The sequence below is a fragment of the Nostocoides jenkinsii Ben 74 genome (genome assembly GCF_001046875.1).
Taxonomy (GTDB): Bacteria; Actinomycetota; Actinomycetes; order Actinomycetales; family Dermatophilaceae; genus Nostocoides_A; species Nostocoides_A jenkinsii.
This window is the reverse complement of the sequence record NZ_HF571038.1, coordinates 1,473,480-1,493,358: the sequence shown is the minus strand read 5'-3', so window position 1 is coordinate 1,493,358 and position 19,879 is coordinate 1,473,480. Positions and strand designations below refer to the sequence as shown.

General features: G+C 68.5%; 21 protein-coding genes. 8 read left to right on the top strand and 13 right to left on the bottom strand.

The features are described from left to right. The 4 genes from BN13_RS06860 to dnaA form a co-directional block, all read right to left on the bottom strand. The coding region (locus tag BN13_RS06860) for an AAA family ATPase (RefSeq protein WP_048545508.1) at positions 1-790 on the bottom strand (790 nt) is incomplete at its 3' end. A 36-nt stretch (positions 791-826) separates the two neighbouring features. Then, positions 827-1,750 carry a phosphogluconate dehydrogenase (NAD(+)-dependent, decarboxylating) gene (gene gnd, locus BN13_RS06855; RefSeq protein WP_048545506.1) on the bottom strand — a complete coding sequence of 308 codons (924 nt, stop codon included), beginning with the start codon at positions 1,748-1,750 and terminating at the stop codon, positions 827-829. Between the two features lie 55 nt (positions 1,751-1,805). Then, on the bottom strand, positions 1,806-2,942 hold the full coding sequence (dnaN, locus tag BN13_RS06850) for a DNA polymerase III subunit beta (protein WP_048545505.1): 1,137 nt from the start codon (positions 2,940-2,942) through the stop codon (positions 1,806-1,808). Between the two features lie 537 nt (positions 2,943-3,479). Further along, positions 3,480-4,946: a chromosomal replication initiator protein DnaA gene (gene dnaA, locus BN13_RS06845; RefSeq protein WP_048545503.1), complete on the bottom strand. Its 1,467-nt coding sequence runs from the start codon at positions 4,944-4,946 to the stop codon at positions 3,480-3,482. A gap of 397 nt (positions 4,947-5,343) precedes the next feature. Between dnaA and rpmH the strand changes: the two genes are divergently transcribed. The 8 genes from rpmH (at position 5,344) to BN13_RS06805 (ending at position 10,541) form a co-directional block, all read left to right on the top strand. Beyond that, on the top strand, positions 5,344-5,481 hold the full coding sequence (gene rpmH, locus BN13_RS06840) for a 50S ribosomal protein L34 (protein ID WP_048548957.1): 138 nt from the start codon (positions 5,344-5,346) through the stop codon (positions 5,479-5,481). 12 nt (positions 5,482-5,493) lie between these two features. Further along, positions 5,494-5,847 (top strand): ribonuclease P protein component, encoded by a 354-nt coding sequence (gene rnpA, locus BN13_RS06835; protein ID WP_048545502.1) that lies wholly within the window; start codon positions 5,494-5,496, stop codon positions 5,845-5,847. Next, positions 5,844-6,107, top strand: coding sequence for a membrane protein insertion efficiency factor YidD (gene yidD / locus BN13_RS06830; RefSeq protein WP_084733616.1), 264 nt, complete (start codon positions 5,844-5,846; stop codon positions 6,105-6,107). The genes rnpA and yidD overlap by 4 nt, the downstream gene beginning before the upstream one ends. A gap of 26 nt (positions 6,108-6,133) precedes the next feature. Further along, positions 6,134-7,165 carry a membrane protein insertase YidC gene (gene yidC / locus BN13_RS06825; protein WP_048545500.1) on the top strand — a complete coding sequence of 344 codons (1,032 nt, stop codon included), beginning with the start codon at positions 6,134-6,136 and terminating at the stop codon, positions 7,163-7,165. Between the two features lie 75 nt (positions 7,166-7,240). Next, positions 7,241-7,855, top strand: coding sequence for a Jag family protein (locus BN13_RS06820; protein ID WP_048545498.1), 615 nt, complete (start codon positions 7,241-7,243; stop codon positions 7,853-7,855). Beyond that, on the top strand, positions 7,833-8,489 hold the full coding sequence (gene rsmG / locus BN13_RS06815) for a 16S rRNA (guanine(527)-N(7))-methyltransferase RsmG (RefSeq protein ID WP_048545497.1): 657 nt from the start codon (positions 7,833-7,835) through the stop codon (positions 8,487-8,489). The genes BN13_RS06820 and rsmG overlap by 23 nt, the downstream gene beginning before the upstream one ends. Positions 8,490-8,646: 157 nt before the next feature. Then, complete coding sequence (locus BN13_RS06810) at positions 8,647-9,561, top strand: ParA family protein (RefSeq protein WP_053079745.1); 915 nt, start codon at positions 8,647-8,649, stop codon at positions 9,559-9,561. Continuing rightward, positions 9,558-10,541, top strand: coding sequence for a ParB/RepB/Spo0J family partition protein (locus tag BN13_RS06805; protein WP_048545496.1), 984 nt, complete (start codon positions 9,558-9,560; stop codon positions 10,539-10,541). Before BN13_RS06810 ends, BN13_RS06805 begins: the two co-directional genes overlap by 4 nt. Before the next feature lie 31 nt (positions 10,542-10,572). Here the strand turns inward: BN13_RS06805 and trxA are convergent, their stop codons facing one another. The 9 genes from trxA to BN13_RS06760 all read right to left on the bottom strand — a co-directional run bounded on the left by trxA (position 10,573) and on the right by BN13_RS06760 (position 19,869). Next, on the bottom strand, positions 10,573-10,902 hold the full coding sequence (gene trxA, locus BN13_RS06800) for a thioredoxin (protein WP_048545495.1): 330 nt from the start codon (positions 10,900-10,902) through the stop codon (positions 10,573-10,575). Between the two features lie 40 nt (positions 10,903-10,942). Beyond that, the gene (trxB, locus tag BN13_RS06795; RefSeq protein WP_048545493.1) at positions 10,943-11,878 is read right to left on the bottom strand and encodes a thioredoxin-disulfide reductase; all 936 of its coding nucleotides are present in this window, start codon (positions 11,876-11,878) and stop codon (positions 10,943-10,945) included. 76 nt (positions 11,879-11,954) lie between these two features. Beyond that, positions 11,955-12,776 (bottom strand): hypothetical protein, encoded by an 822-nt coding sequence (locus BN13_RS06790; RefSeq protein WP_048545491.1) that lies wholly within the window; start codon positions 12,774-12,776, stop codon positions 11,955-11,957. A gap of 43 nt (positions 12,777-12,819) precedes the next feature. Next, positions 12,820-13,416, bottom strand: coding sequence for an RNA polymerase sigma factor SigM (sigM, locus tag BN13_RS06785; RefSeq protein WP_048545489.1), 597 nt, complete (start codon positions 13,414-13,416; stop codon positions 12,820-12,822). A 12-nt stretch (positions 13,417-13,428) separates the two neighbouring features. Continuing rightward, positions 13,429-14,220 carry a hypothetical protein gene (locus tag BN13_RS06780; protein ID WP_157038479.1) on the bottom strand — a complete coding sequence of 264 codons (792 nt, stop codon included), beginning with the start codon at positions 14,218-14,220 and terminating at the stop codon, positions 13,429-13,431. A gap of 151 nt (positions 14,221-14,371) precedes the next feature. Further along, complete coding sequence (locus BN13_RS06775; protein ID WP_048545485.1) at positions 14,372-15,553, bottom strand: protein kinase family protein; 1,182 nt, start codon at positions 15,551-15,553, stop codon at positions 14,372-14,374. A 109-nt stretch (positions 15,554-15,662) separates the two neighbouring features. Continuing rightward, a complete protein-coding gene (murJ, locus tag BN13_RS06770) occupies positions 15,663-17,279 on the bottom strand; it encodes a murein biosynthesis integral membrane protein MurJ (protein ID WP_048545483.1) in 1,617 nt (538 codons plus the stop codon). Further along, a complete protein-coding gene (locus tag BN13_RS06765) occupies positions 17,276-19,393 on the bottom strand; it encodes a DUF6049 family protein (protein WP_157038478.1) in 2,118 nt (705 codons plus the stop codon). The genes murJ and BN13_RS06765 overlap by 4 nt, the downstream gene beginning before the upstream one ends. Further along, the gene (locus BN13_RS06760; protein ID WP_048545480.1) at positions 19,390-19,869 is read right to left on the bottom strand and encodes an NUDIX hydrolase; all 480 of its coding nucleotides are present in this window, start codon (positions 19,867-19,869) and stop codon (positions 19,390-19,392) included. Before BN13_RS06760 ends, BN13_RS06765 begins: the two co-directional genes overlap by 4 nt. Positions 19,870-19,879: the final 10 nt, after the last annotated feature.

Here is a 19,879-nt window from a genome sequence, read left to right as displayed (position 1 = left end):
CCCCCGCCGCGATCGCGGCGGCGACGGACTCGGTCACGGACGCGCGATAGGTCACCGTCGCCTCCCCCGCACCCCCGCTGACCGTCTCGTAGGCCTCCCGAAGGTGGCCGCGCAGGTCCCGTAGGAGCCGCAACCGGGCATACAACAACTGCGCCCCGAGGGCGGCGAGGTGCCCGTCCCACACATCCAACGTATGGAGCGCGTTCGCCCGCGCCTCCTCCTGGCTCTCCCCCTCGGGTCGCCGCCCGCCCCGGCTCCCGCCGCGACCTCGCCGGAGCACCGGAGCGGCCGACTTCAGCAACGCACTGCGTTGTTTGAGGATTCGGTCGTAGTCCGCGCGGACGCCCGACCAGCGGGGTTGCCGCTGGACCAGCAAGTCGTCGATGAACCGCCGCCGCGCCGCCGGATCGCCCTTGACCAGGGCAAGATCTTCCGGGGCGAACAACACCGACCGGACGTTGCCGAGCACCTCCCGTGGTCGCGCAACCGGGGCGCGGTTCACGCGCGCCCGGTTGCTGCGGCCGGGGTTGACCTCGACCTCGATCAGGGTCTCGCGCTCGTCGCGCACGACCATAGCGCGCACGATCGCCTGGCTCGCACCGAAACGAACCAATGGCTGATCCGTCGACACTCGGTGCGAACTCAGGGTCGCGAGGTAGCCGATCGCCTCGGCCACATTGGTCTTGCCTTGGCCGTTGAGACCGATCAGGGTCGTGACACCCGGGCCGAGCGGGATCTCCGCGGAGGGATAGCTGCGGAAATCGACGAGGCTCAGGTGCCGAACGAACACGAGGGAGCGAACTTAAGTGGAACGAACGTCAGGTGGCTAGTGCGACGCCCCGTCACCGTTGCGCAGGGCCTCACCCTCCGCCACGGTCATGACCTGGTGCCCGCCGAACTGTCCACGCAACGCCGCGACGGCCTGCATCGTCGGCGAAGCCTGCTGCCGCGAGGCGAATCGGGCGAACAGCGAGGCCGAGATGACCGGCATCGGCACCGAATTGGCGATGGCCTCCTCGACCGTCCACCGACCCTCGCCCGAGTCGGCCGTGTAGTCGGAGACACCCTCCAGCGTGGGGTTCTCCTCCAACGCCTTGACCATCAGGTCGAGCAGCCAAGAGCGCACGACGGTGCCGCGCGACCAGGCCTTGAAGGCGCCCGGGACGTTCTTGACGATGTCCTTGGCTTCGAGGAGTTCGTAGCCCTCGGCATACGCGGCCATGAGCCCGTATTCGATGCCGTTGTGGACCATCTTGGTGTAGTGCCCGGCGCCGATGTCGCCGGCGTGGACGAAGCCCTCGTCGCGCGGGCCTTCGGGCCGCAGCGCGTCGAAGATCGGCATGGCCAACTCGACGTGCTCGTCCCGGCCGCCGACCATCAGGCCATAGCCATTCTCCAAGCCCCAGATGCCGCCGGAGACGCCGCAGTCGAGGTAGCCGATGCCCTTGCCGGCCAGCAACTCGTCGTTGACGAAGTCCTCGGTGAACCGGCTGTTGCCGCCGTCGATCACCAGGTCGCCCGGGGAGAGCAGATCGCCGAGCTTGGCGACCGTCGAGCTCGTCGGCGCACCGTGGGGGACCATCACCCAGACCAGCCGAGGGGCCTCGAGGGACTCCACGAGGGCCTCAAGCGTCGGGACATCGGTGACGTCGGGGTTGAAGTCGAAGCCGACGACCTCGTGCCCGGCACGGCGAATGCGCTCGCGCATGTTGCCGCCCATTTTGCCCAGCCCGATCAAACCGATCTTCATGCCGCCTCCTGAAGGTGTCCGCTGGTGCGCTCGGTCGCGCACGCCCCGGCTCACTCTAGGACGTCAGGCGCACCGGCTGCAGCACGTAGCGGTAGCTCACTTCCGGCGACCCGTCCACTTCGGACTGTCCCGTCAGCATCGCCGGCTTCAGCGCCTGAGTGAAGCTCAACCGCGCATAGGGCATGTGCAGCGCGCCGAGCCCGTCGAGAAGGAAGCCAGGGTTGAAGGCGATCTCGATCTCGGGGCCGTCGACGCTGGCCTCCACTGCCTCCGAGGCCTGCGCATCGTCGCCCGCACCGGCCTCGATCGCTACCTGGCCGTCACTGAACCGCAGGCGGACCGGGGTGTTGCGCTCGGCCACCAGCGCCACGCGCTTGACCGCCTCGACCAGGTCCGCGGTCTTAACGACGGCCTCGGTCTCGGAGGTCGTCGGGAAGATCTTGGAGACCTTGGGGTATTCACCGTCGAGCAGCCGCGACGTGCTGTGCCGCTGCCCCGCCTCGAAGCCGACAAGCCCGTCGCCGCCGGCAGCCTGCCCGAGCGCCACGGCCACCGAGCCACCCTGACCCAAAGCTCGCGCCGTCTCCGCCAGCGTCCGCGCCGGGATGAGGGCGACATGGGAGGCGTCTCCGTCGCTGGGGTTCCAGGTGAACTCGCGCATCGCCAACCGGTAGCGGTCGGTGGCGAGGAAGGTGACCTTCTCCCCCTCGATTTCGACCCGCACCCCCGTCAGGATCGGCAGCGTGTCCCCGCGATCGGCGGCAATGGCCACCTGCGCGACCGCCTGAGCGAAGGTCGAACCGTCGATCGTGCCGCTCGCGGTGGGCTGCGTCGGCAGGGTCGGGTAGTCGGCTGCCGGCATCTGCAGCAGGGCGAACCGGGACGAACCACAGGTCACCGAGACCTTGTTGCCGTCCGTCGCGACGTCGACCGGCTTGTCGGCCGGCAGGGACCGCGAGATGTCGGACAACAGGCGACCGAGCACCAGCGCCGTACCGGCCTCGCTGACCTCGGCGGCGACGGTGACGCGTGCCGACACCTCGTAGTCGAAGGCCGACAGCGTCAGCGTCCCGTCGGCGCCGGCCTCGACCAACACACCGGCCAGCACCGGGACGGCCGGACGCACCGGTAGGCCGCGCGCAACCCAGGTCACGGCTTCGGCGAGGACATCACGCTCGACTCGGAACTTCACAAGGACCACCTTAGGCCGGGCGATCGCAGCGGCGCGGCGACCTACACGATGACATGGCCGCCGTCATCGGCGAACCGGGATGCCGAGACTAACCCGCCGCTGATCCCTTCGGACAGTTGTCCCCAGTCCTTGTCGGGGCGCATCAATCAAGTTGGGAGGATTCATCATCGTCATAGCGCCTGGGGATGCTGGGGAAAACCCGTCTCTGCCGAGGTCAGCGCCTCCTCTGCCCGTGGACAACGCCTGTGGGCGGAGCGAGGACAGTGACGTGCCCTTGGGGAGAGCGGCGCGGCATACACACGAAAAGGTGTTCCTGTGGACAGCGCACGTATGCCGATCCACCGCTTCTCCACGTCTCTTGCCACAGGAATCGGACCCCTCGAGGCCGGGAAAACGGCATTTCCCCAGGGTTTTCCCCAGACTGTGGATAGCGGCGGTCCGGTGACCTGTCGGTAGGTGAAGGAACGGTAACGCCTTATGCACCGTCAGTGGATAGACCTGGGGATGAACCCAGGTTGAGGGCGCGCCCGACCGTGCTCAGTCGACGACCGGTGCCGCGCCGCGCGCGGAGCCTTGCTGCTTGATCCGGTTGGTGAGCTCGGTGACTTGGTTGTAGATCGCGCGCCGCTCGGCCATGAGCTGACGGATCTTCTTGTCCGCGTGCATGACCGTCGTGTGATCACGGCCGCCGAACTGCTGACCGATCTTGGGCAAGGAGAGGTCGGTGAGTTCCCGGCAGAGGTACATCGCGATCTGCCGCGCCGTCACCAGCACGCGTGAGCGGGAGGCGCCTTGGAGATCTTCGATGGTCAGCCCGAAGTAGGCCGCCGTCTGGGCGATGATCGTCGCCGCACTCGTCTGGTTGGCACTCTCCACGGGCATCAAATCGCGCAGGACGATCTGCGTCAGCGGGAGGTCTACCGGCTGACGGTTCAGGCTGGCGAAGGCCGTCACCCGGATCAGGGCACCCTCAAGTTCGCGGATATTCGTCGAGATCCGGCTTGCGATGTACTCCGTGACGTCCGCAGGCACGGTCAGCCGCTCTTGCAGGGCCTTCTTGCCGAGAATCGCCATCCGCGTCTCGAGGTCCGGAGGCTGCACGTCGGTCAGCAGTCCCCACTCGAACCGCGACACCATCCGCTGTTCGAACCCGCTGAGCTGCTTGGGGTGGACGTCGCTGGTGATGACCACCTGCTTGTTGGCGTTGTGCAGCGTGTTGAAGGTGTGGAAAAACTCCTCTTGCGTCTGCACCTTGCCCGACAAGAACTGGATGTCGTCGATGAGCAGGACGTCGACTTCGCGGTAGCGGCTCTGGAAGTTGGCCGCGCGGTCGTCCCGGATCGAGTTGATGAAGTCATTGGTGAACTCCTCAGAGTTCACATAACGCACCTTCACGTGCGGATACAGGCTTCGGGCGTAGTGGCCGATCGCGTGCAATAGGTGCGTCTTGCCCAGCCCGGACTCACCATAGATGAAGAGCGGGTTGTAGGCCTTCGCCGGCGCCTCGGCGACCGCGACGGCCGCCGCGTGGGCGAACCGATTGCTGGCGCCGATGACGAAGGTGTCGAAGAGGTACTTCGGGTTGAGGCGGGTGAGCTCGACCTTCTCCGGCTGTTGCGTATGCCGCGGCGAGGCCGCGTTGCGGGGCGCTGGTTCGTCGTCGAGCGCGTCGAACAAGGTCACCGGTCCGGTGCGTGGCTCGGGGGCGATCGGCTCGGAGGCCGGCTCCTCCTCCACGTCGAGGCTCGGGTCGACCGTCACCGCCACCTTGGTGGGCTGCTCCAGGGCGTGGGCGAGGGCTTGCTCGACGGGGACCCGGATGCGGGTCTCCAGCATGGTCTTGGCGTAGTCGGTCGGGACCGCGATGAGCGCAGTGTCGTCGAGCAAGCCCTTGAGCTCACTTCCGGTCAGGAAGGCCCGTTGCTGCGCGGAGACGCCGTCGGACTCCAGTCGGGTCAGGACTTCGCTCCAGATCCGGGCCCGCTCTCGTGCGCCGTCGGTCACCCTTCACGTCCTTCCGCCACGCACTGCGAATCGAGTCAGTGCGAGTTGTCCACAAAGTGGTCCACAGGCTGTGGGCAAGTACAACCGGTGCGCTGGGGGTAACTTACCCCGTCGCGACGGATGATGAGCCCTTCACCGGCGTGCCCTTCGGCGTGGCGTCCACGCATCAACCCGGCGCACCGCCATACTGCCGGGTTGCCACTCCGGTATGGACGAGTTTGACCCTGCCCGCGCGCCTGCCGTACCGTTGTTCTTCGGCCTTTCGGCCGTTTTCGCATGCCTGTGGCACTGGGTTGCCGGACGCCGCAGGTTTCCGATTGCGGCCGACAGTCCCGTCCGCACCCGCCTGGTCGTGGCCGTCCGCCCCGACGACCTCGACACACACGGAAGAGTTCTCGTGAGCAAGCGCACCTTTCAGCCCAACAACCGTCGCCGCGCCAAGACGCACGGCTTCCGGCACCGCATGAGCACCCGCGCGGGTCGCGCCATCCTGGCCGCGCGCCGCCGCAAGGGCCGCGCCGAGCTCTCCGCCTGATCCGCTAGGGCTGTGCTGCCGGCACAGCACCGGTTGCGGACCCCCGCCGAGTTCACGGCCGTCCTGCGCACGCGGGGAGGCCGCCGCATCGGCACCCCGCTGCTCGTGGTGCACGCCTTTCGCCCGCCCGAGCGGTCCGACGGACCGCCCCGGGTGGGCTTCGTGGTGTCCAAGGCCGTCGGCAATGCGGTGGTCCGCAACCGGACCAAGCGGCGCCTGCGCCACCTCTGCGCGGCGCGGCTCGCGGGCGTCACGCCGGGCACCGACCTGGTGATTCGGGCGAATGCGGCCGCCGGCGGTGCCACCACCGCGGATCTGGGTGCCGCTCTGGACCGCGCGCTCGTGACCCTCGGACGACCCGCATGACACCGGCGCAGGTGCTCGCACAGCCGCTCGTGTGGCTTATTCGCGGTTACCAGCTGCTCATCTCTCCCTTGACCCCGCCTTCGTGCCGCTATTACCCCTCCTGCTCGGCGTATGCCGTGACCGCCCTGCGCCGCTTCGGTGTCCTGCGCGGCAGCTGGCTCGCCATCCGGCGGATCTCTCGGTGCCACCCGTGGGCGCCGGGCGGGGTGGATCACGTGCCCGAGCGCCATACGACCTCGATCTCGACTCCGGCGAACTGACGCTCGCCGCCATCAGTTAGGACAGCATGGGCGACTTCTTCAACAGCGTGCTCTACCCCATTGAGTGGGTGGTCGCGTGGATCATGTACGGCTTCCATCAGGCGTTCACGGCGGTCGGTATGCCGGCGGCGTCGGGCTGGACGTGGGGCCTGTCCATCGTCGGTCTCGTGATCGTGATGCGAGCGGCGCTCATCCCGCTCTTCGTCAAGCAGATCAATGCCTCGCGCAAGATGCAGATGATCAGCCCGGAGCTGCAGAAGATCCAGGCGAAGTACAAGGGCAAGACCGATCCCGAGTCACGGCAGAAGATGACTCAGGAGACGATGGAGCTCTATCGCACCTCCGGGACCAACCCGTTCTCTTCGTGTCTGCCGATCCTGGCCCAGTCGCCGATCTTCTTCGGTCTGTTCCGGGTCCTCAATGGGCTCCAGGCGATCGCCAACGGTGACAAGGACGCCATCGGCCCGATCACGAAGGCCGTGGCAAGTCAGGCCGAGCAGGCACAACTTTTCGGTGCGCAGCTCTCCGACAAGTTCATGGGTGCCGAGACGACCAGCACCAAGATCGTCACCGTCGTGCTCATCATCTTGATGTCGGTCACGACCTTCACGACGCAGCGTCAGTTGATGACCAAGAACATGCCGGCGTCGGCGCTGGACAACCCGTTCGCGCGGCAGCAGAAGGTGATGCTCTACATCCTGCCGCTGTTCTTCGCGATCTCGGGCGTCAACTTCCCCATCGGTGTCCTCATCTATTGGTTCGTCACCAACGTGTGGTCGATGTGCCAGCAGTTCTACGTGATCCGGCGTATGCCCGCGCCGGGCTCGCCCGCCGACAAGGCGCTGCAGGAGCGCCGTCGTCGCAAGGGCATCGATGTCCCCGGTGAGGCGAGCACCGTCGCCGGAACGGTCATCAGTGACGCGACCGGTGACCAGAAGCCGACCGGTGGTCAGAGACAGCAGCCCAAGCGCAAGGGCAAGGGCAGTCGCAAGCCGGGGAGCGGTTCGCCCCGCCCCGACGGCCCGCAGGATTCACCGGACTCTCCCACGGGCGCCTAACCCATTTACTACTATCAGTAACCTGGCGTGCTCCGGACTGAGCCCGGCGCGTCGGCAGACGAAGGAGTCGCAGTTATGTCTGAGCAGTTTGAGACCGCGCCGGAGCAGGCCGAGGCCGAGTTGGTGGCGGTCGAGTCGACCGGGGCCGATGTGGTGGCCGAGGTGACCGCTGGGGATGAGGTCGCGGCGGAGGATGGCCGCTCCGCCTCTGGCGGGAACCGCCGATCCCAGTTGGAGCGCGAGGGTGAGGTCGCCGCGGACTTCCTCGAAACGCTGCTCGACATCACCGACCTCGACGGCGACATCGACCTGGACGTCGACGGCGACCGGGCCGCGGTCGCCATCGTGGACTCGGAAGAGGGCCGCGTGCCGCGCCGCTTGGTCGGCACCGACGGCAAGGTCTTGGACGCCCTCCAGGAGCTGACCCGGCTTGCGGTGCAGTCCGTGACGGGCGAACGCTCGCGGTTGATGCTGGACGTCGCCGGCTTCCGTGCGGAGCGTCGCAATGTGCTGGTCGGCATCGCCCGCAACGCCATCGCCGAGGTCAAGGAGACCGGCGAAAAGGTCGACCTCGAACCCATGACTGCATTCGAACGCAAGGTCGTCCACGACGAGGTGCTCGGCGCGGGCTTGAACTCGGAGTCGAGCGGGGTCGAGCCGCGCCGCTATGTCGTTGTCCTCCCCGCCTAACGACATTCCCGCAGCGCCGGACGTAGCGTCGCGCGTCTTCGGTGATCGACTGGAGGTGGCCGCTGCCTTCGTCGCGATTCTGGCGGACACGGGCGTGAGCCACGGCCTGATCGGGCCTCGCGAGGTGCCGCGACTGTGGGATCGACACGTGCTCAACTGTGCGGTCATTGGTGAGGCCATGCCCGAGCGCGATGCTCGGGTGGTCGACGTGGGCTCCGGGGCCGGACTGCCGGGGCTCGCGTTGGCGATCGCCCGCCCGGACTTGCAGCTGCATCTCGTCGAGCCGATGGCCCGCCGCACGGCGTGGCTGAGCACGACGGTCGAGTCGCTCGGATTGACGAATGTCGAGGTGCACCGAGGTCGCGCCGAGGACTTTCGCGGTTCACTAAGCGGCCGCTATGTCACCGCCCGCGCCGTTGCCCGCCTTCCCAAACTGTTGGGTTGGTGTGCCCCGTTGACGGAAGTTGGCGGTGACATCGTGGCGATGAAGGGGGCCAGCGCCGGTGATGAACTTGTGGAGGCGCGAGCCCTGCTTAAGAAGTGGCACCTCGTGGATGCGCGCGTGACCACCGTAGGTGACGCGCTGCCCGACCCAACCACGGTGATCATCCTTCGACGTTGGGGTCGCCGTTAGAGTGGTCTTGCGCTGTTTCACGTGAAACATCGCTCGACGACGTGATGAAGGACCGAAGTCAGCAGTGAAGGGAAAACGCCCAACCGTGCCCGATTTCGACCCCACCGCCGGTCCCCCTATCGCTGTTCTTGACGATGAGAGTGCATCATCTGGTGACGTGCGGCCCACCGCATACTCCGAGGAACTGCTGCGCTTTGGTGGCGAGGTTTCACGTGAAACGCCGGTGATCACGCCGCTGCCTAAGCCAGCGCGCCCGCGAGTTCTGGCGGTGTCGAACCAAAAGGGCGGAGTAGGCAAGACCAGCAGTGCGGTCAATCTCGCGGCCGCACTAGCCGAAGGTGGCCTCACCGTCCTCCTCATCGACATGGACCCGCAGGGCAATGCCAGCACGGCCCTCGGCATCGACCGGCACGCGGACGCGATGATGGGCGTGTATGACGTCCTGGTCGCCGACCGCCCGCTTCTGCGGACCGTTCGCCCATGCCCGGACGTGCCCGACCTGTGGGTAGCCCCGGCGACGATCGACCTGGCTGGTGCCGAGATCGAGCTGGTGGCGATCGAGCGGCGCGAGTTTCGGCTCCGAGAGGCCCTCGATCGACTGCGGCAGCAGCTGGCCCGCAACCGCATCGGTGCCCCCGACTACGTGCTGATTGATTGCCCGCCCAGCCTGGGCCTGCTGACGCTCAACGCCCTGGTCGCGGCCGATCAGGTGGTCATCCCGATCCAGTGCGAGTACTACGCACTCGAGGGGTTGACCCAATTGATTCGCACGGTCGGCCTCGTCCAAGAGAGCCTCAACCCCAGCCTGGGCTTGGGTGCCATCCTGCTGACGATGTATGACGGGCGCACCCGCCTGGCCGCTCAAGTCGCCGAGGAAGTGCGGACGCACTTCCCCGCCGCCGTCCTCCGGGCGACCATTCCACGGACCGTGCGCATCTCCGAAGCCCCGTCGTATGGGCAGTCCGTCGTCACCTACGAGCCGAATGGCGTTGGCGCACATTCCTATCGGGAGGCGGCCCGAGAACTGGCTCAGCGGGCCGCAGCAAAGTCGCAGGAAGGCGAGCGCGCATGAGTGACAAGAAGAGGGGCCTCGGTCGGGGATTGGGTGCGCTACTGCCGGCCGCCAGCTCCGAGTCGTTGGCGAAGTCCGCGGCGGCAGGCCCGATGCGCGAGTCAGCGCCTGTCCCCGACGGATCTGAATCCGGGCCAGCAAGCTTGGCTCATGAGCCGGAAGGCTTCGCCGACCCGATCGTGGCCAGCTTCGCCGAGCTCGACGTTGACGCCATCTCCCCGAATCCGCGCCAGCCACGCACGGTCTTCGATGAGGACGAACTGGCGGAGCTGAGCTCCAGCATCCGGGAGATCGGTGTCCTGCAACCGATCGTCGTGCGCCGGGCGGGCGCAGGCTTTGAGCTGGTCATGGGTGAGCGGCGGCTGCGCGCGGCCCGCGCCGCGGGGCTGCGCACCATACCGGCCATCGTTCGGGAGACCGAGGATGAGGACCTCCTGCGGGATGCCCTGCTGGAGAACCTGCATCGGAGCCAGCTGAACCCGCTGGAGGAGGCCGCGGCATATCAACAGCTGTTGGATGACTTCCACTGCACGCAGGAGGAGTTGGCGAGCAGAATCGGCCGCTCTCGCCCTCAGATCAGCAACACCCTTCGCCTTCTAAGGCTGCCGCCGCTGGTGGCTCGTCGGGTGGCAGCTGGCGTCCTGTCAGCCGGCCACGCACGGGCGCTGCTCGCCCTGCCGGACGGGGCGGCAATGGAGCGCCTGGCCCAGCGGATCGTGGCCGAGGGCCTGTCCGTGCGGACGGTCGAGGAGATTGTCACCCTCGGGGACGACTCGGCCCCGCGGTCACGAGGACCCCGCACCGTGGTGCCACACCCGGAACTAGACGACCTCGCAGGCCGGCTCTCGGACTTCCTCGACACCCGAGCCAGCATCCAGCTGGGCAAGACCAAGGGCAAGGTCACCATTGAGTTCGCTGGTGCGGAGGATCTCGCCCGGATCCTGGCCGCCATCGGATACGACAACGGCGCCCGCCCCTGACGGGACGAGCGCCGTAGCGCTAGGTACTGGCTCAGCCGAGGAAGGGCTCCAACTCGCGCAGCAGCTTGGGCTTGGGCATCGCGCCGACGAGGCTCTTGACGATCTCGCCACCGACCACGACGTGCATGGTCGGGATGCTGGTGATGCCATAGCGGCGGGTCACGGCCGGGTTCTCGTCGGTATTGAGCTTGACGACCTTCAGCTTGCCGTCGTGGGTCTTGGCGATCTCCTCCAGAACCGGAGCGATGGCGCGGCACGGGCCGCACCAGGGGGCCCAGAAGTCGACCAGCACCGGGGTCTCGCTCTGCAGGACATCGGCGTCGTAGGTTGCATCGGTGGTGATGGAAGTGCTGCCAGTCATAGGTTCTCGCTCCTCGTCAAGCGACTAGTAATGATTGAAATCAGTTGTGGGACAGATGCTTTTCGGCATCCAGGGCGGCCGCACACCCACTGCCGGCGGCCGTGATCGCCTGACGGTAGCGGTGGTCGACCAGATCGCCGCAGGCGAAGACGCCCGGCACATCGGTCAGGCTGGTGCGTCCCTCGGTCAGGACATAACCCTCGTCATCGAGAGCGACGACGCCCTTGACCAACTCGTTGCGCGGGTCGTGGCCGATGGCGACGAACAGCCCGGTGATGGGCAGCTCGCGCTCCACACCGGTCACGGTGTCGCGCAGGGTGACCCCAGTCAGCTTCTCCTCGCCGTGGATGGCCGAGACGGCGCTATTCCAGGCGAATTGAATCTTGTCGTTGGCGAAAGCGCGATCCGCCATGATCTTGCTGGCCCGGAGTTCGTCGCGGCGGTGCACGATGGTGACGGACTTGGCGAACTTCGTCAGGAAGGTCGCCTCCTCGATCGCGGAGTCGCCGCCGCCGACCACGGCGATGTCCTGGTCCTTGAAGAAAAAGCCGTCGCAGGTGGCACACCAGCTCACGCCATGGCCCGAGAGGCGCTTCTCGTCCGGGAGACCAAGCTCGCGGTATGCCGATCCCATCGCCAGGATGACCGTACGGGCCGAGTAGGTCTCCCCCTCGCTGGAGGTGACCGTCTTGACGTCGCCCTCCAAGGACACGGCGGTCACGTCATCGGTGATGATCTCGGCGCCGAAGCGCTCAGCCTGGCCGCGCATCGCAAACATCAGATCCGGACCCATGATGCCGGTCTCGAAACCCGGGAAGTTCTCGACCTCGGTGGTGTTCATCAGGGCGCCACCCGCGGTGACGGCGCCCTCAAACAGCAGCGGTTCAAGGTTGGCGCGTGCGGCGTAAATCGCCGCTGTATATCCCGCCGGTCCCGACCCGATGATGATGACGGAACGGACGTTGTCGGAGGACACGCGGATCAACCCCTAGAGCGGTTCAGTGGGCATCGCCGAAGCGGGGGCGATGCGAGTGTGGGCGGTGCAACCGATCCTACGGCGTGTTTGTTCCACCCGAAGCCTTCGCCGAGACCGACACCGGTCCCGCGATGGCGTCGGAGGTGCCGAGGCCGCACGAGGGACCGACGAGGTAGGCGGTCCACGTGCTCGCGCCGGGCTCGGCATAGGTCACGATGGCGGCCGCCCGCTCGCCGTAGGTCCCGACCTGGACCACGGACCGGTCGCCGGGGCGCATGCCGAGGGAGATCAGGCACGCCTCGACGCGCTCGGCGTCGCCGAAGGGGCCGTCGGGGGTGAATCCGCTTGGAGGCGAGTCCTGCGCCCTGGCCACGACGCCCTCGGCCTCCTCCGGGAGGTCTTTGACGGTATAGGTGGGTCCACCCCCATCGACCTGCACCGTCCCCTGGACGGTGGCGTCGTCGGAAGCCGCCTTGGTCGAACTGCTCGCATCGCCACCGGCGAAGGACGTGGAGGTTGAGTGACTTCCAGCCTCGGCGGAGCCCATCGAGACGGCCCCCCCGGCTGCGTCACTCCCGCCGGCGGCCCCGCGGAGCGCATAACCGCCGCCCGCCACGACCAGCCCGGCCGCAGCCAGGCCGAAAATCCACTGCCCCAGCGGCCGCTTCCGACCCGCCGGGATCGACGCACCGTGACGGGCCGGCGCCGTGGGGGGCTGGGGAATGGAATGCGGAGTTTGCGCGTCCGCCGCCCGGCTCCGCGACTCGCTCAGGAGGCTGGCCTGGATGCGCGCCACCAGATCGTCGGGCATCGGCCCCGGATCGGGCAGGCCCGCGAGGAGGGCGCGCATGCCCGTGGGATCGTCCTCGAAGGGGACGTCGCCGTCGTGCGGGCTCACCGGAAACTCCTGGGGTATGGCGTGGTGCTGACGAGGTGGGACGTCATGACTCCCTCCCCGGTTCCATCGGCCGGTCCGTCGTGGGCGCGATCGCGGAGCCGTCTCGCGTGATCAAGGCCGCCAAGGCGGTGCGTCCGCGACTGCAGCGTGACTTCACGGTCCCCTCGGCGACACCGAGAATTTCGGCCGCCTCGGCCACGGGGACGGCGTGCATGTCGACCAGGATGAGCGCCGCTCGCTGGGCTTCGGGTAGTGACGCCAGGGCCGCATGCACATCGAGCCGGGTCTCCAGCTGGCTGTGCGCATCCTTGCCGTCGGTGAGGTCGAACTCGGGGAGTTCCGAGGTCGGCCGCTCGCGCCGCAGCCGGTCCAGGCACGCGTTGACGACGATCCGGTGTAGCCAGGTCGTCACGGCCGCGTCGCCTCGATAGGAGGCGCTGCGCCGGAACGCCGAGATGAAGGCGTCCTGCACCGCGTCGGCGGCAAGTTCGCGGTTGCCGCAGGTCCGCATCGCGACGGCCCACATCCGATCCTTGTGCCGACGGAAGATCTCACCGAAGGCGTCCGGGTCACCGGCCAAGTGGAGTTGCATCAACTCGCGGTCGGTGCGCTCCAGCAGCGTGGCGGCGTCGGTCGTCATGGCCCGGGTCGGCTAACCGAAAACGCTGATCTCGCCCAAGGTCGCGCGGTAGGAGCCGTCGGCCACCTGAGGCGCGCTGGTGAACCACACGATGATGTATCGCCCCGATGTCGCTCCATCGGTCGTGATGCTGACGTCGCCCTTGACCTCGCCGTCGGCGGCGCCGATCTTGGTGGCTCCGGCCTTGTCGGGCTCGTTGCCGAGATAGATCTCGAAGCTCGACGGTGTGGGCAGCGACAGGTTGATCTTGGTCGGCGTGACGACCTGACCCATGTCGAGCAGGACGCCGACGCCGGACTTCAGCCCCGCGAAGCCCGGCCCCTGGTAGCCCTCGGTCTGCCAGTAGGAATTGGGGTCCTCGTCGTAGACCTTGGCGGCGAGCGCGTTGTTTTCGTTGCCACCGCCCTCGGGGTCATAGCCGGTCGCCGCCGAGATGGCCAGCGGGCTGGTCTCGCCCGGCTTGTCGGCGGTCGGGGGTGCCGAGGAGGTCGTGGCAGACCGCCGTGGCGTCGTCTCACCCAGGATCGCACCGAGGTCGGTGTTGGAGCCGATCTTTGAGGCGCCCAGGATGCCAAGGGCACCCGCGATCACGACGAAAGCGGCGAACAACGCCAGAACGACCCCCTTCTGCGCCGAGGTCGGCGGAGCCCCGGCCTCGGCCGGGAGGAGGGGGGCAGGCGGCTCATACTCCTGTTGTTGCGGCGTCTGATCGATGGACACCTCGCGGGCGGCCTCGTCGTCACGGATCGCCTGCTTGAGCGTGCGGTGCTCCTGCAGCGCGCGTCCGGTGGTCGCGGTGGTCAACCCCTTCAGGCGACCCACCAGAGAGCCGCCAGCGTTCTCCGTCTCCCCTTCTGCCGTCGTATCTGCTTGCGGGGCAAGGGATTTCGAGACGTCAGGCTTCCCGGCGGGAACCTGGACAGGGGCGGGCACCTGGGCTGGGGCGGCTGTCGTGTCAGTGGTGTCCGCGGCCTCCGTTGGGGAGTCCGTCGATTCGTCGCCGGTGTGGTCGTTTCGGCCGATGCCGAGCCAGACGCGCAGGCGGGCGGCCGGCGGCCGCGGCGACGCCCGAGACGGCGGCACCGACGGCGGCACCGACGGCAGTGGCTCCAGCGGCTGTGGCTCCAGCAGCAGCGGTCGCTCCGGCTCCACTCGCCTCCGCGCTGACGGTGACGGCGTCATCACTAGAGGCGCCTGCCACAACAGCGGCCTCGGGTTTGGTGGCGTCGGGGTCGGTGAGGTCCACCGTCCGCGGGACCGTTGTTTCGACGGACTCCGACGACTCCGTGGTCATGCTCGCCACTGGGGCCGGGCGAAGGTCTATCGGCACCGTCGGGTTGCTGTCGGTCCCGTCATCCGTGGTATCCGGCTGCGCGAGGCCCGGCATACCGGCCCACGGGGCGATCTGGCTGGCATAGTCCGCCGGGCTTGACGGCCCGAGGCCTTCGCTCAGCGTTTGCCGACAGATCGTGTCGAGGTCGGCGGGCACGCCGACAGCGATCTCGGACGGCCGCGGGACGCCCCCAAAGATCCGCGGCGCCGGCTCCAACCGGGTGGTGGCGCCGTGCGGCCAGCGGCCGGTCAGCCCGGCATACGCCAGGGCTACGAGGCCCTGCGCGTCGCGGCGCAGCGCCCGAGGCCCGCCGATGTGGTCGTGCCCGGCCAGCGCGGCCTGGGTCGCAAGACCGGCGACCTTGACACCACCATCGGGCATCACCAGCAGGCTCTCCGGCGTCAGTGAGAGATGGTGCAGGCCGCGAACCTGGCCCGCGTCCAGCGCGAGGGCCGCTTCGCCGGTGATCCGGCGGACCTCGTCGGCGTCGAGCCCGCCGCGAGCCGCGAGTTGGCCCAGCGTGTGGGCGCCGTCGAGTGATTCCTCGGCAAAGAACGCGACGCCATTGGCCCGCCCGGCCTCAAGAATGCGCGCGAGGCGGTCGTTGTCGAGACCGCGGGCGCGGTGGGCGGCGTCGAGGACGGCGAGCGCCTGCGGGTGATCGTCCGGGAGGACGACCAGGACGACGGCGTCGCCGGTGGTGCCGTCGGACCCGGTCCACGACTCGGCACCGGCATGCTCGCCCAGCAGGCGGTGCGCGATGTAGCGATCGGCGACGACCGCTCCGGGGACCAGGGCAGGCACGAGTTTCGGCTCCCTCCGAGAGCGTTCGGCCGTGGCGGGGTCACCCCGGCCTCGGTCATCCTAGTTCGGCGACGTTGTTGGAGCCGGTCGGCTCGCGGGAGGCTGGCGATCAGCGGCGCACGCGCCGAAGCACCGGAGCGAGGAGCTCGCCGACCTCCGCAACCCGCATCCGGTGTGCGAATGACCAGGTCAGGGACAGATAGAGCCCTCCCATCACGGCCAAGGCGACCAACTGCAGGAGGCGAGATTCGCTCAGGTGGGAGCGGAGCATCCATACGGGGGCCACAGTGAGGGCGGCAGCGGCGAGGCTGGCGACGATCAGGCGGACATAGGTCCGCAGCGTTAACCCCAGGCGCAGCGGCCCGAGCTTGCGGCGCAACAACTCCAGCCCGTATGCCGCGGCCGCCAGATTGCTCACCGTCTGACCGACACCCACCCAGATGCCGGTGTAGCGGACGGGCCCGATAGCCGCATACAGGTTGATGGCGGTGGCCAGGACGGTGACGACGATCTGGAGTCGGAAGGGGGTTTTGGCGTCCTCGTAGGCATAGAAGGCGCGGTTGACGAGGTAGAGCCAGCCGAAGGGCACGAGCCCGACCAGCATCGCGGTGAGGATGCCGGCTACGGCATTGGTCTTGGCCAGCGGCTCGCCGAAGAAGAAGATCGCCGTCACCATGGGGGCGAAGACGAACCCGGCGACGCTGATCGGCACGAGGATGGGCGCGGGCATACGCAATCCCCGGTTGAAGTCGGCGACGACGTCGCGGGTCTTGCCGGCGTGCGCCGAGGCCGACATCCGGGTAAACAGCGCCGTGGCGAGCGAGACCGTCACCAAAGAGTGCGGCAGCATGAAAAGCAAGAAGGCGTAGTCGTAGGACGCCTTCCCGGCCGCCACGATGTGCTCCTGGTCGGCCAGTCTCGTCGCCCGGGTCAGCACCTGGCTCGTGACGACGAAGCCGACTTGGCTCAGCAGGACGGCGAGGAAGGACCAGAAGGCGACCCGGGAGGCGCCGCCGAGTCCGACGCCGCGAAATCCCCAGCGCGGCCGATAGCGGAAACCAATGCGCCGCAACGGAATGATCAGGCAGACGCCCTGCGCCACGATTGACAGGGTCGCGGTGCCCGCGAGCAACCAGATCATGCCCGCGTTCCAGTCCCCCGGCGCGGCCTGCAACGGCAGACCACCGAACCGGAAGGCCAGGAGGCCGCCGAGGGCCACGACATTCGCCAGCACCGGCGCCCACATATAGGCGGCGAAGTGCCCGCGGGCGTTCAGGACATTGCCGAGCAAGGTGTAGAGCCCGTAGAAGAAGATCTGCGGCAGGCACAGGAAGGCGAACGCGACGGCAAGGCTGCGAGCCTGGGCATCCTGGGTGTCGCTCATGACCCACACGAGGCCAGGAGCGGCCAGGGTCGCGACCAGGGTCAGTCCGGCCATCAACGCCAACGACAAGGTGATGAGGCGATCCACATAGGCCTCGCCGGCCTCGCCCTGGGTGGACGCCTTGACGATCTGGGGGACGAGCACCGACTGCAGAATCCCGCCGGCGACCAGCAGGTTGATGTTGTTGGGCAGGGTGTTGGCGACCGAGAACGCGTCCGCGGTCAAGCCGGTCACGCCCACCACGGCGGCGAGTTGCTGGGTGCGGACGAGCCCGAGGACGCGGGAGACCAGCGTCCCCGAGGCCATGATGGCGCTGGAGCGAGCGACCCCGTCCCCGCTCATGCCGCGCGCCGCCGACGTCGTCGGGCCACGCCCAGGACCAGCAGGATTCCCGCTACGCCGCCCATCGACCAGTAGATCCAATCTCCCGTCGGCCGCACGCGGACCGTCACCGTCGTTGCCGCGCCGACCATCGACCCATCCCGAGCCGACAGGGAGGCGCGAATGGGCACGCTACCGGCCGCGAGCGCGGTGGCCCGCACCGCCACGACGGCCTTCGAGCGCGGACCGATGTCGACCGCATCGGCGGCTTGTTCAACGCGCAGGAGTCCGGTCTGGGGGCGCAGGACGACCTTCAGCCCGGTCAGGGCGACGTCGAGGTTGTTGGTGACGGTCAGTTGGAGACGACCGGTGTCTGCGAAGAAGTTGATCGTCTCGGGGGTGACCTGAACGGCGCCGCGGGCCGTCGCTCCCGCCGTGCGCAGGCGGCGCATCTGCCCCTGGAACTCGGGCAGGTCGGCGCGCCAACGCGCCGAAAATAGCTGATCGAGGGCCTCGGTCCATAGCGCCGATTGCTCGGCGCCGTCGACGCGCACCTTGGCGGTGACGGCGATGTCGTCGAGCGCATCGCTGAGATAGGCGAGCCGGCCGCTCGTCATCGCCGGGCGGGCCAGGACCTGCGGGTCCGTGGGCATCGGGGTCGGTATGGCCGTGTGCTCGCCCACGTCCGTTGGCGTCACGTCCGCAACCTGCTCGCCGTCGGCGGTCGTGGTGAGCAACTCGGTCAGTCCGGCGGTGCGGGTCCATGGAGCCGACGCCAGGCGGCCCAGCGCGACGCCGAGTCCCATCGAGTCAACGCCCCGGGGTGCGGCGATGAGGATCTCCCGGTCTCGCGTCGGGTCTTGCGCATAGGCGGCCAGGGAGTCCGCCAGGAGCCGCTGGCCGGTGACGACGCCGATCTCGTCGTCCTGGCCGAGATCGAGGAGGGCGTTGCTGAGGGCGTCGTCGTAGGCGAGGACCGGCACCCCGTCAGCAGTCCGCCAAGCGGCACCGCCGGCGCCCTCGGCGGCTGGCGTGCTGGAGGCCCGCCCGAGCAGGGCACCGATCGTGCCCTCGGGCATCAGCGGCGCGAGTTCCTGGGCCCGCTGCGTGCTCAGCAGCCCGTCCGCGGGCCAGACGATGTCGTCGCGGCAGCCAGCGAAGTCACCGCCAGCGCGGCCGCCACCGACGAGACTGCGCACGCGTGCCGTCGCCTCGCGGATGCCGAGTCCGGCCACGAGGTCGGCGTCACCGACCGGCAGCACCGTGCAATCGTCGCCGGCGACGGCCTTGGTCAGCGCTTCCCGGAAGGCGCGCCGCGCCACCACCTCGGCCTTCTGCTCCGGGCCGATCCGATCCCACGCCGCGCCTGCCGGGGCCTCCACCGGGCGGGCGTCCGGGATGTCGGCGGGCGCGTCGATGAGCGTCGGGTCGATGGCCCAGATCACCGGCTTGTCGGCAGCTGCGGCCAATTGCTGCGTCAGCCGCCCCTCCGGTCCGATCTCCGCCAGCCAGGCGTCGAGCCGTGCGGCCCCGTAGTCGCCGAACATCGCCCGATGCGGACGCAAGGTGACCGGAAGCAGGAGGATCTCGTGAAGACGAGCGTCGCTGGGGGGCGAGCCCGCGGCATACGTGATGAAGGTGGGGAGTTGGGTGCCGCCGGCATCAAGGGCGATCGGGAGGGCGGCAAAGCTGTCGCCGAGGGAGTCGGTCAGTCGGTGGCGCACGACGAACGCGCGGCTGGCGCCGGGGGCGATCGTGCCCGCGAGGTCGTCGGTGTCCCACGACTGCAAGTCGCTCCGCGCGGTTCCGCCGGCCCACGCCCAGACGTCTCGGCGGTCCTTCAGGGGTGATTCACTGCCGGACAAGCGCACGGTCGGGGCGGCGATGGCGGCGCTGGAGTTGTTGACGACCTCCCCGCGCACGACGACCTGGGTCTTGGGCCCGGCCAGCGTCGGTGTGAGGCCGGTGATCCGGATCGTGGGCCCGGCCACGCCCGCGCGCACTAGGGAGTCGGCGCGAACGAGGGAAGCGGCGGCGGGGGCAGGCGCAGAGGATGCCGGGAGGCTCGCCATACCGCCCATCAGCACGCCTAGGAGGGCGCCGAGCACAGCCCGCGAGCGCGCGCTCCTGCTCACTCGTCCCCGGCGAGCCGTTGCCAGGCCTCCCGTGCGATCCGGCGCTCGTTGGGGAAGGTCAGGTGGCGATGCGCGTGTTCCAGGGGCAGCCAGGCGACATCGACGGCCTCTTGGTCGGGGTCGTTGTCGATGGTGAGGTAGCCGCCGGTCGCCTCCAGCAGGTAGTGGTGCACGAACTTGTGCACGCGGCGCTCGCCAGTGGCGAACCAGTAGTCGATGGTGCCCAGCTTGATCAGCACGCGCGCCTCGATGCCGGTCTCCTCTGCGACCTCGCGAGCGGCGGTCTCGCACAACGTTTCCCCGCGCTCGATGTGGCCCTTGGGCAGGCACCATTCGAGGCGGCCGGCGCGGTTGCGGCGGGCGATGACGGCGATCCGCGCCATACCGTTGTGAATGTCGACGACGACCCCGCCCGCCGAGCGCTCCTCAACGGCCGGCAGGCGACGCTGCGGCTGGTCGTGGGCGGGGGCGGTCATGGGGTCACTC

Coding starts and splice junctions, on each gene's coding strand:
- gnd (WP_048545506.1), bottom strand. CDS start 1,750: ATGAAGATCGGTTTGATCGGGCTGGGCAAAATGGGCGGCAACATGCGC.
- yidD (WP_084733616.1), top strand. CDS start 5,844: ATGACACCGGCGCAGGTGCTCGCACAGCCGCTCGTGTGGCTTATTCGC.
- yidC (WP_048545500.1), top strand. CDS start 6,134: ATGGGCGACTTCTTCAACAGCGTGCTCTACCCCATTGAGTGGGTGGTC.
- BN13_RS06820 (WP_048545498.1), top strand. CDS start 7,241: ATGTCTGAGCAGTTTGAGACCGCGCCGGAGCAGGCCGAGGCCGAGTTG.
- rsmG (WP_048545497.1), top strand. CDS start 7,833: ATGTCGTTGTCCTCCCCGCCTAACGACATTCCCGCAGCGCCGGACGTA.
- BN13_RS06805 (WP_048545496.1), top strand. CDS start 9,558: ATGAGTGACAAGAAGAGGGGCCTCGGTCGGGGATTGGGTGCGCTACTG.
- trxA (WP_048545495.1), bottom strand. CDS start 10,902: ATGACTGGCAGCACTTCCATCACCACCGATGCAACCTACGACGCCGAT.
- sigM (WP_048545489.1), bottom strand. CDS start 13,416: ATGACGACCGACGCCGCCACGCTGCTGGAGCGCACCGACCGCGAGTTG.
- murJ (WP_048545483.1), bottom strand. CDS start 17,279: ATGAGCGGGGACGGGGTCGCTCGCTCCAGCGCCATCATGGCCTCGGGG.
- BN13_RS06760 (WP_048545480.1), bottom strand. CDS start 19,869: ATGACCGCCCCCGCCCACGACCAGCCGCAGCGTCGCCTGCCGGCCGTT.